At 37.5% G+C, this 22704-nt stretch carries 16 protein-coding genes; 1 reads left to right on the top strand and 15 read right to left on the bottom strand.

Annotation, left to right across the window (positions count from 1 at the left end; translation table 11 throughout):
- Positions 1 to 23 precede the first annotated feature (23 nt).
- The 14 genes from ACE1EF_RS01230 to ACE1EF_RS01165 form a co-directional block, all read right to left on the bottom strand.
- On the bottom strand, positions 24 to 962 hold the full coding sequence (locus tag ACE1EF_RS01230) for an aldo/keto reductase (protein WP_375718779.1): 939 nt from the start codon (positions 960 to 962) through the stop codon (positions 24 to 26).
- Positions 963 to 1082: 120 nt separating this feature from the next.
- Positions 1083 to 1625, bottom strand: a complete 543-nt coding sequence (locus ACE1EF_RS01225) for a DUF6252 domain-containing protein (protein ID WP_375718778.1) — start codon at positions 1623 to 1625, stop codon at positions 1083 to 1085.
- 581 nt (positions 1626 to 2206) lie between these two features.
- The gene (locus ACE1EF_RS01220; protein ID WP_375718777.1) at positions 2207 to 3469 is read right to left on the bottom strand and encodes a hypothetical protein; all 1263 of its coding nucleotides are present in this window, start codon (positions 3467 to 3469) and stop codon (positions 2207 to 2209) included.
- A 268-nt stretch (positions 3470 to 3737) separates the two neighbouring features.
- Positions 3738 to 4493, bottom strand: coding sequence for a LytR/AlgR family response regulator transcription factor (locus ACE1EF_RS01215; protein WP_375718776.1), 756 nt, complete (start codon positions 4491 to 4493; stop codon positions 3738 to 3740).
- On the bottom strand, positions 4474 to 5562 hold the full coding sequence (locus tag ACE1EF_RS01210) for a sensor histidine kinase (protein WP_375718775.1): 1089 nt from the start codon (positions 5560 to 5562) through the stop codon (positions 4474 to 4476). The genes ACE1EF_RS01215 and ACE1EF_RS01210 overlap by 20 nt, the downstream gene beginning before the upstream one ends.
- Positions 5563 to 5664: 102 nt before the next feature.
- Positions 5665 to 6027: a hypothetical protein gene (locus ACE1EF_RS01205; RefSeq protein ID WP_375718774.1), complete on the bottom strand. Its 363-nt coding sequence runs from the start codon at positions 6025 to 6027 to the stop codon at positions 5665 to 5667.
- 84 nt (positions 6028 to 6111) lie between these two features.
- The gene (locus tag ACE1EF_RS01200) at positions 6112 to 6696 is read right to left on the bottom strand and encodes an outer membrane beta-barrel protein (RefSeq protein WP_375718773.1); all 585 of its coding nucleotides are present in this window, start codon (positions 6694 to 6696) and stop codon (positions 6112 to 6114) included.
- Between the two features lie 389 nt (positions 6697 to 7085).
- Entirely contained in the window at positions 7086 to 10358 is a 3273-nt protein-coding gene (locus ACE1EF_RS01195; RefSeq protein ID WP_375718772.1) for a S41 family peptidase, read from the bottom strand.
- Positions 10359 to 10714: 356 nt separating this feature from the next.
- The gene (locus tag ACE1EF_RS01190) at positions 10715 to 11569 is read right to left on the bottom strand and encodes an SDR family oxidoreductase (protein WP_375718771.1); all 855 of its coding nucleotides are present in this window, start codon (positions 11567 to 11569) and stop codon (positions 10715 to 10717) included.
- 372 nt (positions 11570 to 11941) lie between these two features.
- Entirely contained in the window at positions 11942 to 12955 is a 1014-nt protein-coding gene (locus ACE1EF_RS01185; protein WP_375718770.1) for a glycoside hydrolase family protein, read from the bottom strand.
- A gap of 233 nt (positions 12956 to 13188) precedes the next feature.
- Entirely contained in the window at positions 13189 to 14160 is a 972-nt protein-coding gene (locus ACE1EF_RS01180; RefSeq protein ID WP_375718769.1) for a LamG-like jellyroll fold domain-containing protein, read from the bottom strand.
- A gap of 121 nt (positions 14161 to 14281) precedes the next feature.
- Positions 14282 to 16471, bottom strand: coding sequence for a CotH kinase family protein (locus ACE1EF_RS01175; protein WP_375718768.1), 2190 nt, complete (start codon positions 16469 to 16471; stop codon positions 14282 to 14284).
- Positions 16472 to 16596: 125 nt separating this feature from the next.
- Complete coding sequence (locus ACE1EF_RS01170; protein ID WP_375718767.1) at positions 16597 to 17376, bottom strand: outer membrane beta-barrel protein; 780 nt, start codon at positions 17374 to 17376, stop codon at positions 16597 to 16599.
- Positions 17377 to 17427: 51 nt separating this feature from the next.
- A complete protein-coding gene (locus ACE1EF_RS01165) occupies positions 17428 to 18237 on the bottom strand; it encodes a hypothetical protein (protein ID WP_375718766.1) in 810 nt (269 codons plus the stop codon).
- A 363-nt stretch (positions 18238 to 18600) separates the two neighbouring features.
- Between ACE1EF_RS01165 and ACE1EF_RS01160 the strand changes: the two genes are divergently transcribed.
- Positions 18601 to 20514, top strand: coding sequence for a tetratricopeptide repeat-containing sensor histidine kinase (locus ACE1EF_RS01160; RefSeq protein WP_375718765.1), 1914 nt, complete (start codon positions 18601 to 18603; stop codon positions 20512 to 20514).
- 26 nt (positions 20515 to 20540) lie between these two features.
- Here the strand turns inward: ACE1EF_RS01160 and ACE1EF_RS01155 are convergent, their stop codons facing one another.
- Positions 20541 to 22493: a potassium transporter Kup gene (locus tag ACE1EF_RS01155; protein WP_375718764.1), complete on the bottom strand. Its 1953-nt coding sequence runs from the start codon at positions 22491 to 22493 to the stop codon at positions 20541 to 20543.
- Between the last annotated feature and the right edge of the window lie 211 nt (positions 22494 to 22704).

Here is a 22704-nt window from a genome sequence, read left to right as displayed (position 1 = left end):
TTTTTTCACTATCACTTATAAATCTAAACTTTATCCTTATACCATTCGTGTTTACCTCCCTGAGCATGTTCGAAGGTTTTATCAAGTAAAGTACTTATCTCTTCTTCGGTCATGGGTTTAAAATTACGGGCTATTTCCATGTTATGCCTGAGATGTTTCAAGTTATTCATTCCTGAAACAAGTGTGGAAACAGGAATGGTCATGCTAAACCGTAAACACTCCTCAATGCTCGCAATGCCTTCTTTGACTATGGAACCGGAAGCAACTGATTTCATACCTATTATACCAATATTTTTCTCCTGCAACAAAGGTATTATCTCTTTTGTAAAGCTCAGATAATGATGATCCAGCACATTTACAGGCATTTGCACAGTTTCCCATTCAAATCCTTTCTCTAACATTGCACGGTGAATTTCAGGTCTGGAATGCCCGGTAAATCCAATATGCCGGATAACGCCTTCATCTTTCTTTTTCTGAACAAAGTCAAGCACACCTGAGGAATAGATTTTCTCAACTGAATCCATGCTTTCTATTTCATGAAACTGCCATAGATCAAGGTACTCCGTTTGTAACCTTTTCAGACTTGTTTCCAGATGTTCCCTGGCCGTTTCAGGGTCACGTCCATGATGCTTTGTCATCAGAATTGCCTTTTCCCTGTATCCGTCCAAAAGAGCTTTCCCCATCAATTCCTCGCTTCTACCATTATTGTAATGCCAGGCATTATCAAGGAAATTAACCCCATTATCTAAAGCTTCACGGATAAGCTTAACCGATGTTTCATCAGTAATGAAGCGATCACCAATATGATGTCCCCCTACTCCAATCAGTGAAACACTCAGACCGGTTTTTCCTAGTGTTCGGTATGGAATCCCGTTTTTTACAAAAGCAGTTGTTCCCAGTCCAACCAATGACATTCCGGCCATGGCTGCTGCAGTTGTTTTTACAAATTCACGTCTTTTCACAGCTATTGTTTTTAATTACAACAAGTTAAAAATCAGAAATGTTCTTTATTCTTCTGCAAGAATGGTGCTAATGGAATAATTACCAACAGGCTTTTGTTGTTATCCAGAATTTCAAAATGATTAATTTGTATAATACTGGAACTCAAATGTACCGTTTTCAACCTTTACAACATCACCATTAGGTTCATCCGTATTACTGTTAATTCCAATTGCTGTGAATTCAAAACTCCCTTTCACTTCTGTTTCTGTAAGTGCAGAAATTTGTAACTGACCTGAACCTTCCCCTGATTCGCTGTCAACAATGTAGTATTCCGATTCATCATCCGTACTGTATTGCGCCTGAGAAAGATCAACGGTTCCTTTCTGTGCATTCAGCACTTCAAGATCAATGGATGCCGCAGGATTACTTTCTGAAAATAATCCATTCATATTTAATCTGTTATCATCATCCTTAAACAATAATGCCGCGCCTATATCCGTACAAATATGAACACCATTGACATCCGCTGTCATTAAATTACCCGTTCGACTTTTACAATTGCCACTATCAATATTAGCCGGATCTGTTTTTGTACATGCCGAAACAAATGCAACAGTTGCTACAAGAAATAAAAACCGAAAAGTTACATTCGGTGCTTTTTTTAAACTAAATGTAAGATTCATATTATTGCTTTTTTATTATTTAAACTAACATTATTAATAAATATCTCTATCGTATTAATTGAATTAAACTAATTATCAGAATATTACGATCATCCGTCTTTATCCTTAAAGAAATTTTGAACCCCTATGCTCTCATCAAACTCGGTATCCGGGTCCCCAAAATTATCCAACCTAAAAAGGAAAACGACTAAAACACATCACGACCATATTTAAGCTTAACCCCTGGCTTATCATATACATCGTTTTTGATTTTACATCATGTTTATCACACTGCTTTACAGGTGACCACTGAAACAACTTAGATCAACTGTTAAATACAAATGAACCAGATAGTATTAAAACGTTTTATTTCAGGCGAATAGCCTGTGGGATAAACTAAGGTTAATAAATGAAGTGTCATTTATAAAAACCTGTCCAAATCGAATTAAACTTAACGTTCAGGTTCAGTAAAGTTATAAAAAACAGAGCGGAAATTAAAACTTCCAAAAGGGATCTAATTTATTTCGGGATGCTATAAAGCTCATTTTCAAACAAAAGCAGTAAAAGATAGGTTGTAACTTCAAAATCAAATTATAAAGAAACTACCTTAAATTCTCAATATAATCTTGAAATTCTGAGATCAGCGATGACAGAGGATATCCATGTTGATCAAAAGCTTTTTCAATATTTTCAGAGGCATAAATTTCCTTAAACAAATCTATTCCTGTTTTTTCAATAGTATACCGTGTAAAAACACCGGATATCTGGTACATTCCGGGCAAGGCATAAAACCGGTGATCAGGACCTGTAATATTTTCAACTGTAAGCAAATCAAGATGTTCTTTGGCCGATGCCACATCGTTTTCGTACCCATCATTTTCCAAACAATAACCGGTATACACAGCAAAACCTTCAGAAAAGAAACTATTGGACTGGAATCCTATTTTCTTTCCTATTATAGTATGTGCCGTTTCATGTTGAAATACTGCCATATCAAAAGTTGAAAGATGATTGATTTCTCCAATTGATTTCCCATAAACAGTCATATGAGGTGAAATAGATAAAAAGTTCTGCAGATCAGTCATATTCCTGTAAATGTAGGTCTTTATCCTCTCCTGAAGGCTTGTATCTGTTTTTAGAATTCTGCATAAATTTTCAAGAAATTGATCCGCATTTTCAATATTCATATCTATCAGCGAATCAGAGCAGATATCGTTAGCCAATCCAAAACTGAAATACTTTGTCTGAATTATACGAAAGTAAGACTGTCTCATTTTCATGATATCATTTATTCTCGATTTTCCCGAAACAGATTCTCCATATCCACTAAAATACAATTCTGTTCCTCTGAAAATATAAAGGGGGAAATAGCCTGCAGCCAGATTCGCATACTGGTGAGGAACCTCAGTTGAATTGCGACAGGTAAACAGACGTGTAGCGTCATCGTTCAGATAAAAGAATGAATCGTTTGGTCTGCTAAAAGTTTCGTCATTAAAGGCAAATCCACCAGGGATCGGTTTAAATGGAATAGTACGAATATCAGGATCTTTAAACTCACAGAATGGTCCGTAAAACTGCAGATGTCTCTTGAAATCATCCGGCTGTAACTCATTTTCGGACTTGTATATATAAACAGGCCTTTTCTGATACTGTTCCCAGAAAACATAGCTTTCTATATCTGTTTTGTCCTGATCAGAAACCAGATAATCCTGTGGAGTCACAACCACCAAAGTATCCGTATTGTGAAAAGCCAATGTAAGCGTATAGTTCTCATCTCCCTGAATAAAACCTGATATCTGAGCTTGTAAACCGGTTATACCACTTAATATGCTAATCCAAATTAGTTTATTTTTAAGTGCTTTCATGTTGTTTTAAAAAATGAATGGTTATTCCTTTAAATCACTTGTATAAAATTATACGTACAGAAAGTATTCATGAAAAAAAAGGTTATGAAGGTGTTTAATTGAAGTATGAACGTGCTAAATAAGAAAGCTGATATGAATAAAAGATTTTTTACACTTTTCTTACTATTTCATTTCATCTGGTTTAAGAATTAGTTGATGCCTTACACAGTGAAATTAGTTTCAGAAACAGATTGATTTTTCCTGATAAAAGCATTCATTTTACAACCGTTCATGCATTCAGCCATTTTTTAAAATCCCCGGAACGATCAATACTGACAATTGTATCCCGTTCATCATCGGCTACCGGGATCAATTCCAGTTTAACACGCGATCTGGAATAAGCTACCATATTATTTATCGATTCTATACTGACAATATACTTTCGGTTAATTCTGAAAAATTTCTCAGGATTAATCAGACTTTCCAGTTTATCCAATGTATAATCGACAGGATAGGATTTACCCTGAAAAGTTCTCAGATAAACCGCTTTCTCAAGCACAAAAAAATAGGCAATCTCTCCTATTTCAACTTTTCGTATTTTTTCACCAAGCTGGATAAGAAACCGCTTTTTGTAATCTGGCTCCCTGCCTTGAATATTTGCCAGCAACGTTTCAAAATCGATGGAGAAAGCAGATTTCAGTGTTTGATATTTTTGCAGACTCTCCTCTAATTCAATTCTCCTTATCGGTTTTAGAAGGTAAGCAATACTGTTGAGTTGAAATGCTTTAATGGCATACTGATCATAAGCCGTTGTAAAAATTACCGGCGTATTTATCATTACCTGCTCAAATATACTGAAGCTGATACCATCGGATAGCTGGATGTCCAGAAAAATGAGATCAACAGAATTATTCATTAACCATTTGACGGACTCTTTTATAGAACCTGTTTTTGCAGCAACACTTATGGATGGATTAATTTCCAATACCATTTGTTCCAGTTTTTCGGCTGCGAAATGTTCATCTTCAATGATAAGTACCTTCATGGAGTTCAGTTTTTATTAATGGTAGTCTGGCAATATAGTGGTTACTATCCAATTTAAATTCAGGTTCAAGATTACTGATTAAGGCATACCGTTTTACCAGATTTTTTAAACCCAGTCCGGTTGAAACACCTTTCGAAATCTTTGGTTGCAAATTATTTTTTACTATCAAGGTTAAGGCATCATCTGTTATTTCAATATGTAGCGGTTTTGATTCATTAATAATGTTATGTTTCATGGCATTTTCCAAAACAACCTGTAGCGAAAGGGGTGGAAGAAACAAGTCCATAAGTCCGGCACTTATATCTACAGAATAGGTTAAATTCTCTCCATACCTGATTTGTTGTAAAAAAAGATAAGATCGCATAAACTCGAGTTCTTTCCCTAATGTAGCAACCGGCTGTTCAATAGTCTCCAGTACATAACGATAAATCATAGAGAATTCATCAATAAACTGCTGTGCTTTTGTCACATCCCTGTTCATTAATCCTGATAGTACATTCAGACTGTTAAACATAAAATGTGGATTAATCTGGCTTTTCAACACTTCGAATTTAATCTGGGAAAGCTCGGTCTGCAGGTTGTCTGCCATTTGTTTTGCCTTCGTTCGTTCAATATACAGTATCCATCCTTCAAAAATTGCCATAACAACAATATTGACCACGGCGTAGATCAGTATATTAGTAAAAACAATACTTACAATTGCATGATCAGTGTAAGGCTTAATCCAGTGTGCAAACAAAGTCACCGATATTGCTACAACCGCCGAGGTACATAACGACAGTATCAACTGCAATGGAATCCGTTTAAATATATTCTTTCCCCATGGCGCGACTCTGTTCAGGTATTCAATCACGAATAGATCGGGATATGCAATTAAGAAACCGGCAAGCAGACTTAACGACGTTCCTCTCAAAAGTCTTCGGACAAAATGCCAATAACCATCCAGAATAAAATAACCACTCATATGATTATACAGAATCACAATAAGCTGAATGACAACAGCAATGCCTAATAAGAACTTTAAAAGGCGCTTAAAGGGGAATATACTGTTTACCTGTTTAAAAAGCATGTGAGTCTTTTCAACTGTGCGTTATTTTCAAAAGTATAAAATGTATTGCAGAATATAATGCTATGATAAATTAAACTGCCCCTGAATAATTTTTATCCTAATTCAGTATTTCCACAAGTGTAAATCTATTTCACCAATCCCATTATGGCTTTTATACTTCAGCTTCCAGTACCCTGGTCGGGCAGCAAAAGCTTCTTCCACCGACCATTGTTCCGGTGCCTTTATGATGGATGAATAAACGATGTCTCCATAACTGTTTAAAAGCGTAACTTCAGCTTCTCCTTCTGAAAGATTTAAAATACCTTTAAGCATAATATGATCAACACCGTCAGAAATGTCGGCTATTACCAAACCTTCTGATGACTTGTCAATGCGGGAATCAAATCCAAATCGTATATTAGTCTCCTTCTCACAAGAGATGAGCAGAATAATGCATATAATCGAAATAAAACTATATTTTTTCATAACTGTACTTTTATTGGTTAATCCGTGAATAAATATGAGAGGACAATTTGCCGGTTATATCAAACTGTCCTCACACTTCAAAAATTAAAACTGTTTAATTACACCAACCCGAACTGAAACATATTGATAAAAAAGTGTTTTGGGATCGCCCTCAAACTCCGTATCTCTTACGAGAGAGTTAAATTTAAGTCCGGGTGTAAAACTCCAGTTGTTTCCAAAAGGAATGGCTATGCCACCAGCCAACTGATAACCCCATCCATGTTTGGTGTCATTAATAATATCCCCGGCGTTATTCTCAGTTTCAATATGATTATACAGAGCACCAGCCCGTAAATAATAATCCATCTTTGACTTTCCCAATGGATGTTTAAAGTTCAGCCCCATCACATATCCCGTTTCTTCAAAGCACACATCGTTTCCTGCAAATGACATTTCTGAGCCAAAACGGTTCCATCCCCATCCTGCATAAACACCCAGATGAGACAAAAACCTGTAATGCAGTATTCCCTCAAAACCAAATCCCGGATTGAATGTTACATCATCCGTTTTTTTGATGGACACAGATGCGCCACTGTTCAGTTCAATACCAAATCTTTTTTCCGATTCCTGAGCAAAACAACTTAATGATAATACGATAAGCATTATTAATACTGTTCCTTTTGTTTTCATGTTTTTAAATTTTAAGTGTTGTGATTTCATGAAACAAAAGTATATCGCCCGAAAAGAGGCGTAAAACTTAAGATGCCGGAAGTGTGATATGATAAGATGAAGGTGTGAATTTACAGGTTGAAGGTGTTTTAAAATATTCACTTTTTAGTCTGAACCAAGGTGATCAGACCTTTCAACGCTGTATGATTAAGATAAAAGCTGGTCAAACATCGAGAACCACAACATAAATTCAGTGTCTTGTGGAAATCACTTATTCAGACGATATCAATTACAGGACCAAAAATATGTAACGACTGAAAAATAATTCTGATACTTATATGCAAAGAGTCTTGTATAAAAAAAGCAGGACCTTGCTCGTCCTGCTTTTTAAATTATATAAAAAGTTGAATTTATCTTTTTTCGTATGCCGGTCGTTCCGGTGCTTTAAAATTATCAGTGCTGTTGAGCCGCTTCATCACTTCCTTAATGGCAACATCGAGTTGTTCATCGTCACCTTTTGCCAGTTTCTGATAATCCTGTGGTACTTTTATGTCCGGATCAACACCATGCCCCTCTTTAAACCATTTACCATCCGGATCATACATACGGAATGTTGGTACGGTAATGCTTCCGTTATCGATTAAGGCAGGTGCACCACTGATACCGATTAAACCACCCCATGTTCTTGTTCCGATAACCGGACCTAAACCACTTTTTCGGAAATAATCAGGGAAGGCATCCCCACCGGAACCGCTGAAGCCATTAATCAGCATCACTTTGGGTCCGAAATTGGCGGCAGGTGGCCACTGCCAGTCTTTACCATCTCTTACAGCAAAAAATGCAAGGGGTTTACGGTTCAGCAGTTCAACAAAACGATCCGGGATCTGGCCTCCACTATTGAAACGTTCATCAATAATAAAGCCTTCTTTTGCTATTTGTCCGTAATACTGACGAATCAGCTCATTTTGTCCATCCACACCAGTGCTGCGTACATAAACATACCCGATTTTACCATCCGTTGCTTTATCTACTTTTTCGCGGTTACTCTCAATCCATGCCAGATGACGCAAACGTGTTTCATCACTTAACAGTTTCACCAGCACTTTTTTCGCATCTTTCATATTTGGTTCACTGTTAACAGTAAGTTGAACGGTTGAACCAGCCATGCCCTGAAATGCTGCCGATATTGGTTTATTGACATCTGTTTTCTGACCATTTACTGCCAGAATATAATCGCCCTCATTAACTTTTACACCAGGTTGATCCAGAGGAGAACGGACCTCAATATCCCATGGCGCACCGGTTATGATCTTCTTAATGCGAAATGCACCGTTTTCAACTTTCAGATCAGCCCCAAGATAACCAACGTTCATCTGAGATGCTCTTTCTATATCACCACCCCCATTATATGTATGTGATGCATTGAGTTCTGCAATCAGATCTCCGATTATGATGTTAACATCATTCCTGGAATTGGCCTGCTCAATCAACTGCCCATACCGGCTTTTCATGGCATTCCAATCCACCCCATGCATGTTCGGATCATAAAAGAAATCACGTTCAATGCGCCAAACATCCGTAAATATCTGTCTCCACTCTTCTTTAGGTACTACTTCCATGGCCATATCCTGGGTCGGTACAGTCTTTTCAATCTTCTGATCAGGACCAACATTAATAACGGCCATTTTTCCATTCTGCGAAACCAGCATTTTTTTACCATCTGCCGTTAAGCTGTATTGAGATACCTGTGGAGCTATAGTTTTAACTTCCCGTTCCTTGATGTCGTAATACTTCAGCTGTGGTTTTTCGCCTTCAGGAGCTCCGGCATTAGGATATCGTACATAAATAAGTTTACCATCCACAGCAGACAAATTTCCTATGTTTCCCGGTTTAATATCCAGAACCTCGACACGATCTTCGAAACCTTCGGTATCTATTTTTACTGGTTCAGGTTTGTCTTCTTTTGCCTCTTCCTTTTCACCTTTTTTGTCCTTTTTAGATTTATCCGCTTTCTCTTCACTTTCCTTTTTCTTCTCTTCTATTTTGGTTTCATCATTTTTAGGAGCCAGAATTGATTCCCCATCGGCTGTTAATGTACCAACAACCACCTGAGTCGAATTTGGATAGATGAAGGTATTATCCAAATCGGAATAGACCGGATCAAATGAACGGTTGGTACTGTAAAACAAATACTTGCCATCAGCACTAAATACCGGATTGGCATCAGCATAATAACCTGAGGTCAGTTGAGTAAGCTTACTGTTTTCGGTATCATACAGAAAAACAGCCGTAAGTAAGCGGTTATTCACGCTATGTGAATAGGTCATCAATTTGCTGTCGGGTGACCACGAGACCCTGAAGCTGCGCAAACCTCCTTCATACATGTATTTACCTCTATCAAATTTTACTACCTTACCAGATTCAACATCGTAGTAACATATGTTCATGGCCTGGTCTATAAACGCCAGCTTTTTACTGTCGGGTGACCAGAAAATATCATACCGGAAACCATTTGAGAAACTGGTTACTGTTTTGGCTTCATTATTTCCGGTCATATCACGTAATACCAGCTGATATTCACCTGAAGCATCACTCCAGTAGGCCAGTGTTTTTCCATCCGGCGACCATGAAGGATTACGTTCGGCTGCTCCCGGTGTTTGCGTCAGGTCGGATACGAAGCCCTCCGTAGCAGGCAGGTCGAATAATTCTCCCCTGGCCTGTACAATTACCCTGTTTCCATCGGGAGATACAGTCGCGGACTGCGTATATTTATCCACTTTTTTGAGTTGTGATATCAATTCCCGCTGATCAGAAACCAGGTTTATTTTTAGTTCATTGGTTTTTTCTGATGCCATATTATAAAGATAGAGCTGCCCTCCGGCTTCAAAAATAATGTCGGAATTGCTGTTACCCGGAAAAGTGATGTCATAATCTTTAAAATGTGTCATCTGTGTATTCTTTTTTGAGGCCAGATCGTATTTCCAGATATTATTCTTTTTGTTTGGCCCTGCATCTGACATATAATAAATGGCATTACCTACCCACATGGGCAATTCATCGTTTGCGTCATTATTTGTTATATTTTCAGAAGCATAAGTGCTAAGATCAAATACAGTAATGTCTGGTGCCATACCTCCACGATAACGTTTCCAGTTTCGGTTCACGCGTGAAATATCTGTAAACGCTATTTTCTTTCCATCCGGTGAAAACGAAGCATAGAATCCATAAGGAACGGGCAGTTTTATTGGCGATCCACCGGCAACAGGGATGGTGTAAAATTGTGCATATCTTTGTCTGCCGCTCTCACGTGAAGAAGCAAACAAAACAGATTTTCCGTCCGGTGTCCAGCCCAGCACAACATCTGCCATACCATGATAAGTCAAACGATTGGGTATTCCACCTTTAACCGGAATGACATAGACATCGCTGTTTCCCTGATAATTAGCTGTATAGGCAATCATACTACCATCGGGTGAAAAACGGGGATAGCTCTCTGCACCTTCGGGAGAACTCAGACGCGTAGCTGTACCGCCTGTCTTTGGTGCGATCCAGACATCATCTCCATAAACAAAACAAACCTGATTGTCTGAGACATCAGGATGTTGCATTAAACTTGCACTGATTTGTGCCTGAGCCATACCATAAACGGATAGCAGAAAAAGAAATGTGATTAGTTTTCTCATGTTATTTGTGTTTGTGATGATTACATGTAAAGTTACGGGAATTATGCATTAAAGTTACATGATATAACATAGCTGGAAGATGAATTGTTGAGGAAGGTTGAAGAAAGGTAAACAATTGAATTCTACAACACCCGATCTGTTTAACCTTATAAAACCGGTCCGGATCAGAAAATAGTTTAAATACTATCGGTTATTTCGTTAATACGGTGAATATTTACAGACCGGTGTAAATCAATTCAACAAACGGATCAGAATAACACGTATATAATTTATTATCAGTAAGTTATAATTTTAAATTCAACATAAAAAAATCCTTTTCCGCTTAGGAAAAGAATTTTTATTCTTACCTGTTTATATTATTTATTTTCTTCGAGAGCATCATTAACAGCCTGCGACAAAGAAGTGGTCGGTCTGCCTAATACAGTAGACAGCTGATGCGTGTCATCATACAGGTCACCCTGAGATGCACTGGTATCCCAGTTGGCAATGGCGTCGGAAATACCCTGCGGAATACCGGACTGATTCAGCACCTGTGCATATTCATCTTCAGGTAAATTACTGTAAGGAATTTCTCTCCCTGTCTGACCGGATACTTCAGCTGCCAGATCTGAGAGCGTATATGCCTCATCACCTGCAAATTCAAATACTCTGCCTTTATTCTTTTCATCTAACATAACCAACGCGGCAGCTTCAGCAAAATCCTCACGTGTAGCGGATGATATTTTACCATCTCCTGCACTGCCAATTAAAGTACCGGAAGCGAGGGCATTGCCAAGTGCCCCTGTATAATTCTCGGTGTACCAGCCATGACGTAAAATGGTATAATCAATCCCGGATTCCATGATTGCTTTTTCTGTTGCTACATGCTCTCCGGCGAGATTAATCCCTGATGTATCAGCCCTTAAAAGACTGGTATATACAATCCACTTAATTCCTGCTTCTTTAGCCGCTTTTAACACATTAGTGTGTTGTTTGACCCTTTTACCTATCTCGCTGGCAGATATCATCAGAAGTGTATCTATATCATTTAATGCTGCTTTCAAAATATCCGGCTTGTCGTAATCAAACAAACGGACCTGTACGCCCAGATCAGAGGCTTTTTCGGTATTTCTGGCAAGAGCCACAATATTCTCCGTATCTATTCTTTTTTTTAGTTGGTTGATAACTTTCCGTCCCAACTGACCTGTTGATCCTGTAATTGCTATTTTCATGATATCATTTTCTTATCAATACAATTATTTAATGTGTTTAGATCATGGAGTTAATTACTTTTAGTAATGATTAACACACTAAGTAATATGATATATCACATTAATGGAATGATAATGATATTATAGACCGACTGCATTCTGCCTTTCCCTTTTATCTCTGATCAGCCATTCAACTATAGCGACCTGGTTTTAATTGAACGGTAATTTTCTAAGATAATGTCGTTCCTGGAGAGATGGTTCTGTGGAAGCAGTGGGAATAATATCCCTGACTCACCCGGCTTAGACAACTGGATATCAGAATTTTGAAATTATAGATAAATTACGCAAAGGTTTCCTGTGGATAGTGAAAGAATATTAGACAAAATGAATTAATTATTTGATATCCTGCAGTCTTAACTTTTTCAATCCCATTTTCCATATATTATGTTTCGTCACATAGGAGTACCAAATTACCATAACATCATTCCTGATAATTCCTGTTGACCGATATACGTAATTCATATCATTGTCTGGAATTTTTTTACTGTTCAGAACCTGTCCCATAATATTCCAATTCTCTAAATCTGAACTTTCAGCTAAATAAACAACTAAATCATTGTTGTTTCGCTCACCAAATATCCCGTTTATAAAAAGATAATATTTGCCCTGGTCACTGGTAATGTCAATATGCCAGGGTCTGAAGTTATCAGGATAAGCCATATTTACCGTTACCGGATCATTTTTATTCCATTGATGCAAGGAATCAGAAGTCAGATACTCTATTTTAAATATTGGTTTAGCACTAAGGTTCACATAAAATAAATGATACGTATCCTGATAAAGATCTCTTATAAACGCTGGAGAAACAATAAATGACTCCCTTGCTCTGAAATCATACTTAATTAAAACCTTTTTTATAAAATCATCGTGATTTCGCTTTTTAAAAAGAAGAACCAAATTATTGTATTCCGGTTTCAGGGTTTCAATATAATAAATGCACAGGTTTCCTGATGCATCTGTAAAAATATCCGGATCACAATTATGATCGTAAGGTGGTTTGTCAACAATGGGATTTTTAGCGTAGGGAATAAAATTTATACCGTCATCGCTCGTATATAAACAAGGATTTTCAAATTTGTCATTGCCATTGGGATACGGCGTTAAAACCATGTAAATACTAAACGTATCAATTAAAATATCAGGATGTACAACCTGATTACTATTGTCGTATGTTGGTATGGTTAAAATTAAATCATCCGGTAAATCAGAAATTATTCTATCAATATCCAGCAAAACAGGCCCTGAATAATATTTTGTAGGAGTGGTATCGGCGATGGGTCCAACCTTTTCACAGCAATAAAGAGATAACACCAACGCAAAAAGGATGATTTTATCAAAGCTTTTCATAAAAGTCAGCATTAAAACCAACAGTTAAATATCAGAACTAAAATTATGAAAAAGAATAATAACTATTGATACATAACTGTTACATTTTGAATGCTTCACAACAAAAATTGCAGATATGAATGAGGGCCTGATTTAATAAAATTATCCTTTGATACGTTACCGTTTAAACTTGATTATATTCTTAAAAATCAATCTATAAAAACTTACATAAAAATAAAGAGTAATAAAATATACTATTTAGTAACCACTACCCTTCTGTAACTAACCCGGTTTTCTGTTGTGGCTATTTTCAGCACATACATGCCTGACGAAAAACTATTTAAATCACATTTTACCGAATGCGGATTGGTGACCGGAAATGATGATATTATCTGACCATTCAGCGTACAAATTTCTACCTGTTGTATGGTCTGATCCGATTCCACATAAACCCGGTCATATGCCGGATTCGGGGATATACTAAGAATATTATTTCCTTTCAAATTGCTTGTATTTGTTGGTGTATTTTCTGTCGATTCCAACACATATAAACTATCAACTTCATCCTGGCTTAAAACCCTGTTATACAGCCTTACATCGTCAACCGAACCAAAAATTCTTCCTTTTAAAGCATCATCATTGTAAATACTTGATATCATTAAATCTGAATTTTCATATGAATCGGAGAAACCGGAAGATGATGCAACTTTAAACTCTCCATTGATATAAATAGATAACAGTGATTGTGAATAAGTAATAATTATTTGATACCATTTGTCTTTTTCGATAATTGCATTTGTTGAAACTTTCTCATTACCATCATTTAAAAACGCTTTAACTTTATTGTCCAAATTATCTACATACAAATGCACATCCTCCCCATACCCTATTGATTTATAGCTCAATAAAAAAGCATCATCTACAACAGTTGGTAATACGTCCAGTTTGATCCAAATGGAATACGTCCAATCAGCTTCCCATAAATTAATAGAATTTCCAAATGAAATATTGTCACCATCCCCTATTAATTGATAACATGAGTTTTTATTGCCGAATCTGTCTGTAGCCAACTGAGCACCTTCAACTTTAGCATTATTCCCATGCCCGCTTTGGTCAAGCCCATTACCATTAAATGGATAATAAACATATAAGGATTTATCCGTTATATCCTGTGCATAAACTACAGATAACCACACCATAAAAATCAATACCAGATAATTTTTCATAGTTAGATATTTTAACATTCAACAATTCAAACAAATTTTAACAACATGCGATAAACCCATATTTTAATGTAGCTCATCAGGTAACACGATACGAATTTAGTAAAAATCTTGCATCATCAAATTAACTAATAATAAACTTTTTATATAAAATTCCGGATTCTTCTGTTACCATTCTAATTAAATATATCCCTGTCGAATAACCTTCTAAGTTACATTTTACAGAATAAGGATTACTTACAGAAAATGCTCCTATAACTGCACCATTCATGCTACAAATCTCAATCTTTTGAATGGCTTTATCCGATTCCACATAGATCCAATCCGTAGCAGGGTTGGGAAAAACACGTATAACGAAATCATTTACAACAAGCCCCTCATTTAAAGTATTGGTTGCTTCCGGCATGTTATTATCCAGCCATGCAATACGGGTAGCAATCCAGTTTTTAAATTTGACAATTTCACCGGCAAATGTCGTTGGTTGTTCATCCTGTTCAGGTGCTCCCACATTAATACCAAGTATTGGCCAGCGATTGTAATGCCTTTGCTGCGCCTCATTTAAAACCAATGCAACTGAATCGATGTAGTGGTACAAATAATCTATGCTCAGAATATTTTGCCGGAGATACCAATAGCGGTTAGCGGCTTCCTGTTCAAATAAGGGATCCTGCATCAATCGTTCTATCCAGCCGGCAGGTGTTGGTCTGGGGTGACAGATGCTGCCAATCTTATACGCCCATCCTGATCCATCCGTTGCATTAAACATGGTACAGCCATCAATCAGGTTTTTCCAGGCCCAGTCGTAATCCCACACCGGTCCGGAATGGATCAGGCCATCCTTGCTGTCTTTATCTTTATAATAATACTTGCTTTTTTTATAGGCATCCACATTCCTGGTGAGTTCTCCCATGATAAAATAATCAATGAAGGAATTGACATCCAGATAATCCGAATATCCTGTCCGAGGATCAGCAAAATCATTACCGTATAAAACAGATTCCATTGAACTGATGTAAGCATGAATATAGGCTTTCTGTTCTGCTGTAATTTCATCGTATTCCGGATCATGATAAACATAATGCACAGTAGCACCTTCATTGCCTACAGGAGCATAATCACCCGCCCAACTGTCCAGATCCGAGAAGTAATCTATCTTAAAAATATATCCCCCTGTGATGCTGTCGCCGGCATTATCATCCTCATCCAGCCTGGCAATGTCCACCCGGCCATCATCACGCTTTATGCGTTCAGTAAAGATGTAAATGCCCTCATACTTACCGTTCAGTGATAGTTCACAGAACTGTGTGCGGGGTGCATAATGCCCCATTTCATTAAACAGTTTAAACGCAAGTGTATTCCGCATGAAGACTTTGTCGTTATAGTTTGCCAGCATAATCCAGTCATTCTCCTTTGGCATTCCAAAAATCTTTACATTATTGTTTGAACCATCACCAAGGCGGGTTTCAATGCCATACGGTTTTTGGGGATAACCGGAAGAAGCGGCACCACGGATTTCAATACCCACATATCCCTCATAATCCGTTCCTGTATCACTTACATTGTTACGCGAACCATCAGCATGACGGATAATTTTCATGTTGGCGCTTATTTTGGGTTCATCCGGAATTGTTATCCCGTCTTCAGTATCAATAACCACAACGGGTAAGTCCGACGAGGTAAATACAGTAGGTTCAGTAAACCATTCCGGTGTTTCTGTCCAGGTTCTGAACGATACATTCACACCGACTGAAAGAAAAGGAATAGCCGACATATCTGAAGACGCAGAAGAGGTATTATGAACCTGAATGGCCAGTACATTGTTTCCATTTGTTATCACAGATTTGATAAGATCCGGATCAATCACAAATTCTTCCGGAAGATTACCATCTTTCATCAGAGCCTCATGACTGATACCTGTCTGGTTATATGCCGGTGGAAGACCATCAATACCTGAACGGGCGATTTCTGTTCCATTCAGATAAGCCACAAAAGCATCATCATAATCTATATTTAATACTGCTGTCTCAATAATGGAATTATCATCAACATTAAACATTCTACGCATATACAGTGATACCACAGCCGGGATTACCGTTTGGTCATCCCCGTCTCCATATCCGATACCACCATTTCCCTGTGTCCATCCAGAAGCATCAAATCCGGCTGTATTCCAGCTTGCATCCGGTTCTGAGTTTCCAATAAAATAATGCCAGTTATCTTCAGCTTTTATAATTGTTTCATAATGATCGACCTGAGAAAATAGAGGAATAGCAAATAAAATGATAGCAAGCAGTACTAAATAGTAAGGTTTCATACCTGCAAATATATAAAACAGAATGAGGAACAGGCGGTATTGGACAAAATTAAAAAGCTGAGAATTAGTTTCAACTTATAAAATCAAAGGACAAAAGGCTTAAATAAACTGCTGCCAAAATCTATCTATTTCAGATAATATCTGACCCCTACGTTCAGACCAATGTGACTAAAATCCGTTCTGCCTTCTTCTTCCGACAATTCTATATCTGTTTCTTCAACCAATCTCAGGAAATCCTCATTTTCTATTTCATATCTTTTCAGCTCAGAATTTCTAAAGACATACTCTGTATTTACAAACATTAACTCTGAATAGATCGAAAAATGTTTGTTAACTATATATTCAATACCAAAATTAACAATTAATCCGGCGTTCCACTTTCCTGACTTTTCCCATTCAACTTCCTTAAAATCGTGTGAGCTCAAATCAGTTTCAGTATGTATTACATTCGATTTTAAATTCACTATCTCCATCCCGGCCTTAAAATACGGTACAAATTTTGATCCGTTAAACCTGTATACTATCTGTGGCATTATTTCAAGAGATTGGTTTTGTGTTTCAAGAGTTCCATACAAACCCGATAGTATATATTTCTCTTTATTCTCTATTAATGCGAGCCAGTCATTATTGGCATAACTGTTCTTCTGTTGAATGGTTTTTACTCCAACGACAAAAGAAATATTATCATTTACAGTATATCCCACCCCTATTCCAAAATTGACACCTGTACTGTAAGTTGTCACGTCATAAAACGCCTGTTCATAATCGTTAATACTGTAATAGTTAGGTACCTTAACCGGATTTGTATCAAATGAATATCCGGTGTAGCCTTCAAAATAAATTTGCGAATGCAACTTAAACGAAAATAAAATTACCAGAAGAATGATATGTAAAGGCCTTGACATTATGCATTTTTTTAACATGCTGTAAATTATTAATGGAAAAACTTAGACTTTTCAGAGTTCGCTTAGCTTAAATACAAGTCCGAAACCAACATATAAGCTGTTTAATTTGACATGTTCTTTCAACTGGTAATACACGTCATAATATACCGGATCATTGTATCGGTAATATTCTTTTTGGTATTCAATAATATCAACCATGGCCAATTGATAGCTGGCCTGACTAAGTGAGGCTGAGGTAGGACTGTAAAACTGGTTTTCAATACCCAGTTCTGCAAATACTGCAATTCTGTCCAGTAACTCATACCTGTATTCAAATCCCAGGTTATAGCCATAACCGATGCCTCCGTTAACATCATAAGCATTTGAAACACCTCTGCCATAAATCTTTTTGTATATTGAGTTTATTCCAATTAGAACGCCTGCCCTGGCCAGAAACTCATGCTTTAAACCATAGCTCCTTCTGAACACCACAGAAGTTATAAGTTTGTTTGAAGTAAACTTCCAGTCAGATTTTCCGACAATATATGGTTCTTCAATATCAGGATAATCAGACTGGTACGTCTCTGATATTCCAAAACGATCATACATCATTTCAATTCCTAAAAGATCATTGAAAAAGCACCCGACAGACATTCCGTAACTTAAGCCGTGCGCCAGTGAAAACTTCCGGTTGATGTCTACAACTGTCCACGGTGTAGCCAAGGTATAAACGGGTACAAATACCTGTGCCGAGAAATATCCGGGCATAGATTGATAGGTTAATGGTGTGTGATACCGGAGGTTAGGTTTCAGATACCATTCTGAACCTCTGACCTGAGAATAAAAAATCAGAAGAAAGATAACAAACAATAACTTTTTCATATTAAAAATTCCGGTTAAATGAATTTACAAAATCTTAGAACCCGATTACAAATTCCAGAGCATTACAAACAGGTTTAAAATTCGATCTTAAAAATAATAAATATATTTCACAGGCACCAGTGTATTGTATAATATGTTGGAATGACCATGTGCGTGTAAGTTAAAAACTGAAAACGGTACCCCTGTTAAAACATTAAACCGTATCTGATAACATTTTCATGTTTGGTCTGTAAAATAATTACTTCCCACCGTTTTTTAACTACATATACTTTGTTTCGTCTAATTCTTTATCTTTATCCCAAATTTATTCTCTTTATGTCCTGTTTACGAATTTATTTTGTTGAAGTTCTACTTTTACTACTGATGACACTTAATCTTAGTGGACAGACAATCAATTCTGGTACGGATGGCAAACCACGTGTCTCGACAAATTATGAAAAGGTTCTCACCTATTCGAAACTTTGCTGGCAAAACCGGGAGAAAGATACGGACAAAGCCATAGAATATGGAAATCAGGGAATTGAAATTGCCCAAAAATACGGTTACAAAAAAGAGTTAGGCAAACTTTATAACTATGTAGGCGTCATTTACCAGCACTATAAATTCGACGTTCAAAAGGCTATATCATATTACGATTTAGGTTTACCCTATTGTCTTGAAGTAAAGGATTCTGTTGAAATAGCTTTTTTATACAACAACCTGGGTGATGCCTTTTATTCCATAGGCAATGTTCCGTATGCATTTGAATACACAGAAAAGTCAATGCTGCTTTTCCAGAATCTTAAAAACAAGCGGGGAATGGCATACAGTTATATCAATATGGGTGAGCTGAACCGCATGAAGGAAGACTATACAACGGCACTTGGTTATTTCAACAAAGCTATCAGTTTACGCAGAGAACTAAAGGATTCTGTTGGAATTGCATCGGCATATCTGGAACTTGCACACACTTTGTTTCTCATGGATAAAACAGATGAGGCACTATCATATTACCGGTATGCTCTGCAAAAGAATCAGGCAATTAACAATGTCAACTTTATGGCCTACTCCATGCAGGGCATGGGCAATGTGTTTTTAAAAAAGGAGCTTGCTGATTCGGCCGGCAGCTATTTTAGTCAGGCACTTGAACTTTGCAAATCCAGACAAAACCTTTCGGGTGAGATAGACAGCCAGTTAGGAATGGCTAAGACAATGGCTCTGGAAGGAAAAACAAAAGAAGGAGAAAGATATTTGAATGACGCATTGAAAAATGCGCGAAAGTCAAAAATTGCCAAAGACATTCTCAACGTTTATAAAGCCCGGGGCAATTATTTTGAACAACAAAAAAAGTATCGTGAATCAGCACAGAATTACCAGAATTATGTTGAAGTATATGATTCTGTATTTAATGCCCTTCAGTTTACGAATCTGAAAGACATCAAGGACCGGTTCATGATTACTGAACAGCTAAATGCGGCAAAGGAAAATATAAAAATGAAGAAAAAGATACAGATTTATGCGGCTCTTTTCATAATAATTCTGGTTGTACTCTCCATAATCCTTTACATGAGAAGTAAAAAAATCAGCCGCTTAAGCTCAGAACTTCTTAAATCGAATCAGACAAAGGATAAAATATTTTCCATCATTTCCCACGATCTAATAAGTCCCTTTAATGTTCTGATTGGTTCCAGTGAACTTTTAATGCAAAATCTCAACAACAACAGACCAGAACGGGCGAAAATCACTGGGCAGATAATACAGCAAACATCGGAAAGTGCGTTTCAGCTGGTATCAAACCTACTTAACTGGTCGCGTTCACAACAAAAAAGGATAAAGCTTTTCAGAGAAGAATTTGATTTAACATTGTTGATGAAGGAAGTAAAAAACATGTCTGAAAACCATGCAGCATATAAGAATATCAGCGTTTATGTAGAACCTGAAGAACGTATGATTATTAATGCAGATAAAAATCTGTTGCAGATTGTATTGATAAATCTGCTGAACAATGCATTAAAGTTTACCGGGAAAAACGGTGTTGTAAATATTAAGGCTGAACGCAAAGAAAGGCAGGTCATCGTATATGTTAAAGATAACGGAACGGGTATTGAACCGGAAAAACTGACCCGGATATTTAACAGTCAGGAAATTGAGAGCACTGAAGGAACAAAGAACGAAAAAGGTACCGGACTTGGACTCATGTTGTGCAAAGAGTTTATAGCGTTGCATGATGGCAGTATACATATGAAAAGTACCGTTGGCGAAGGATCTGAATTTAGGTTCAATATACCTCTGTCCTGATCCAAATCATATATTCTCACTCAGGTTTACTTAATGTATACCCTTACGCCGACTTCAAGTACCTGGTTGTAGGGAATTTTAAAAAACGAGACCGGATTAGCTGCATTTCTGGCCATATATGAGTACAGTTTTGCGATAAATTTCTTGCGGTTCCATTTACCACCGTATTCCATACGAGGATACTCAATGTAATAAACAATCTGATCCAGTTCTATCTTTTTTCCTGAAATTTCAAGGTTTTTCAAGATATTCGGAATATTCGGGTTTTCCATAAATCCAAAATGTACCACCAGTTTTGTAATGCCACTACCAAGATCCTCAACTTCCACCCTTTTCTCAGGAGGCACCTTGGGTTCATCCATAATTTCAGGATTCAGAAGAATGACCTTTTCATTCAACACTTTAAAAAATTCCAGGTAACGCATCATAAGCAGTGAAACCTGTTCTATTTCACTGGTCATGAAAACAGCAGTACCGGGAAATCGGTCTGGTTTGTTTCGTTTAATATTCTCAATAAATGTTTTAAGTGAACGTTGCTTCTTTCCTCCTACCGGAACCATCCTGGCTGTTCCTGTATGCCAAACCATCATAAGCGTGAATACTGTTATCCCTATAATGATAGGGAAATATCCTCCTCTGGCAATTTTAAACATATTAGAGGTTAAAAATGATATATCGATCAATATAAAAAACAGGGTAACAGGAATTACATAAGCCAGTGACCACTTCCACTTTTCAGTGGCAACCTTGAACATCAGAATCGTCGTTATCAGCATTGTCATGCTGACGGCTACACCATAGGCACCAGCCAGATTAACAGATTTACGGAATCCGATAACAAGACCTATTGCTGCAATCATCAGCATAAAATTTATACCCGGGATATATATCTGACCGGATTGTTTTGATGAGGTCTGAAGCAGTTTTAACTGTGGCAGATATCCCAATATAACTGCCTGTCGTGTCAGTGAAAAAGATGCCGATATAATAGCCTGTGATGCAATGACTGTGGCTATGGTTGACAGGATAACCATCGGATAAATGGACCAGTCAGGTAACATATAGTAAAATACCTGCTTCCCGGCCAGATCCGGATTATTCAGCAACACAGCACCCTGGCCGAAATAATTAATGACCAAAGCAGGCATAACCAGTAGAAACCACCCGAGCCGGATTGGCTTCTTGCCAAAATGCCCGATGTCAGCATAAAGCGCTTCCCCTCCTGTAACCACCAGGAAAATGGCACCTAATACCAGAAAACTCTCAGAACCTGCAGTAAGAAAAAAGCGTACTGCGTAAACCGGATTAAGAGCTCTGATCACAGAAAAGTCTTTTGTCATCCCTACGATACCGGATCCCAGCAAGACAAGGAACCAAATCATCATGACCGGTCCAAACAGAGATCCTACCTTTGCTGTTCCCTGCTTCTGAAAAAGGAACAACAAAACGAGGATAATAACGGCTACCGGAATTACATACGATTCAAAACCCGGATTGATCACTTTTAAACCTTCCACCGCTGACAATACAGATATAGCCGGAGTTATCATACCGTCACCATACAAAAGTGCGGCACCAAAAACACCCAATACAATCAGCCAGGTTCTCTTTCTTCTGTCTTTGGGATGCGCTGGTTCAATCAGAGCCATCAGAGCCAGAATACCGCCTTCCCGTTCGTTGGAAGCCCGCATGACATAGGCAATATATTTCACTGTAATAATAATAACCAGCGACCAGAAAATAAGCGATAACAATCCAAGAATATTTTCAGGTGCGTATGCAACGGAACCATGGCCACTAAAACATTTCTGAAGCGCATACAAGGGACTCGTACCAATATCACCAAAGACAACGCCAAGTACGGTTAACGCAGCCAGCCATAAAGCCTTGCCGCCGGGTTCTTCACCAGAAAAGGATTTACCTCTGAGTTTATCCGGTTCTTCCGTACTGATCTGTGTCGTCTGCTTTTTATCGCTCATGAAGGATATATTTGTAAGGGTATGGGGTAATGCGTGATATGTTGCCGTAAAGTCGTCTGACCCGACATTCTTAAAAAAAAACAAACAGTTTACCGCGAATGTTTATCCTTATTGGTTTATAAAAGGTTATTTAACCTTATCCATTTAAAAGCAATTGTGGGAGTTTCGCTTTATGCATAAATGATGTTTCTCGAATAAGTCTATTACTTTC

Origin of the sequence: Quyinboa sediminis (assembly GCF_042219855.1) — a bacterium.
In the GTDB taxonomy this organism is placed as follows: domain Bacteria; phylum Bacteroidota; class Bacteroidia; order Bacteroidales; family UBA5342; genus JBHJHP01.
The sequence above is the reverse complement of the archived record's forward strand: the minus strand, read 5'-3'. Positions and strand labels throughout refer to the sequence as shown.

What these genes read in the sequence shown, in the direction of transcription:
- ACE1EF_RS01180 (WP_375718769.1), bottom strand. Translation starts at nt 14,160, where the DNA reads ATGAAAAATTATCTGGTATTGATTTTTATGGTGTGGTTATCTGTAGTT.
- ACE1EF_RS01200 (WP_375718773.1), bottom strand. Translation starts at nt 6,696, where the DNA reads ATGAAAACAAAAGGAACAGTATTAATAATGCTTATCGTATTATCATTA.
- ACE1EF_RS01205 (WP_375718774.1), bottom strand. Translation starts at nt 6,027, where the DNA reads ATGAAAAAATATAGTTTTATTTCGATTATATGCATTATTCTGCTCATC.
- ACE1EF_RS01210 (WP_375718775.1), bottom strand. Translation starts at nt 5,562, where the DNA reads ATGCTTTTTAAACAGGTAAACAGTATATTCCCCTTTAAGCGCCTTTTA.
- ACE1EF_RS01225 (WP_375718778.1), bottom strand. Translation starts at nt 1,625, where the DNA reads ATGAATCTTACATTTAGTTTAAAAAAAGCACCGAATGTAACTTTTCGG.
- ACE1EF_RS01220 (WP_375718777.1), bottom strand. Translation starts at nt 3,469, where the DNA reads ATGAAAGCACTTAAAAATAAACTAATTTGGATTAGCATATTAAGTGGT.
- ACE1EF_RS01155 (WP_375718764.1), bottom strand. Translation starts at nt 22,493, where the DNA reads ATGAGCGATAAAAAGCAGACGACACAGATCAGTACGGAAGAACCGGAT.
- ACE1EF_RS01185 (WP_375718770.1), bottom strand. Translation starts at nt 12,955, where the DNA reads ATGAAAAGCTTTGATAAAATCATCCTTTTTGCGTTGGTGTTATCTCTT.
- ACE1EF_RS01165 (WP_375718766.1), bottom strand. Translation starts at nt 18,237, where the DNA reads ATGAAAAAGTTATTGTTTGTTATCTTTCTTCTGATTTTTTATTCTCAG.
- ACE1EF_RS01195 (WP_375718772.1), bottom strand. Translation starts at nt 10,358, where the DNA reads ATGAGAAAACTAATCACATTTCTTTTTCTGCTATCCGTTTATGGTATG.
- ACE1EF_RS01160 (WP_375718765.1), top strand. Translation starts at nt 18,601, where the DNA reads ATGACACTTAATCTTAGTGGACAGACAATCAATTCTGGTACGGATGGC.
- ACE1EF_RS01175 (WP_375718768.1), bottom strand. Translation starts at nt 16,471, where the DNA reads ATGAAACCTTACTATTTAGTACTGCTTGCTATCATTTTATTTGCTATT.
- ACE1EF_RS01190 (WP_375718771.1), bottom strand. Translation starts at nt 11,569, where the DNA reads ATGAAAATAGCAATTACAGGATCAACAGGTCAGTTGGGACGGAAAGTT.
- ACE1EF_RS01170 (WP_375718767.1), bottom strand. Translation starts at nt 17,376, where the DNA reads ATGTCAAGGCCTTTACATATCATTCTTCTGGTAATTTTATTTTCGTTT.
- ACE1EF_RS01215 (WP_375718776.1), bottom strand. Translation starts at nt 4,493, where the DNA reads ATGAAGGTACTTATCATTGAAGATGAACATTTCGCAGCCGAAAAACTG.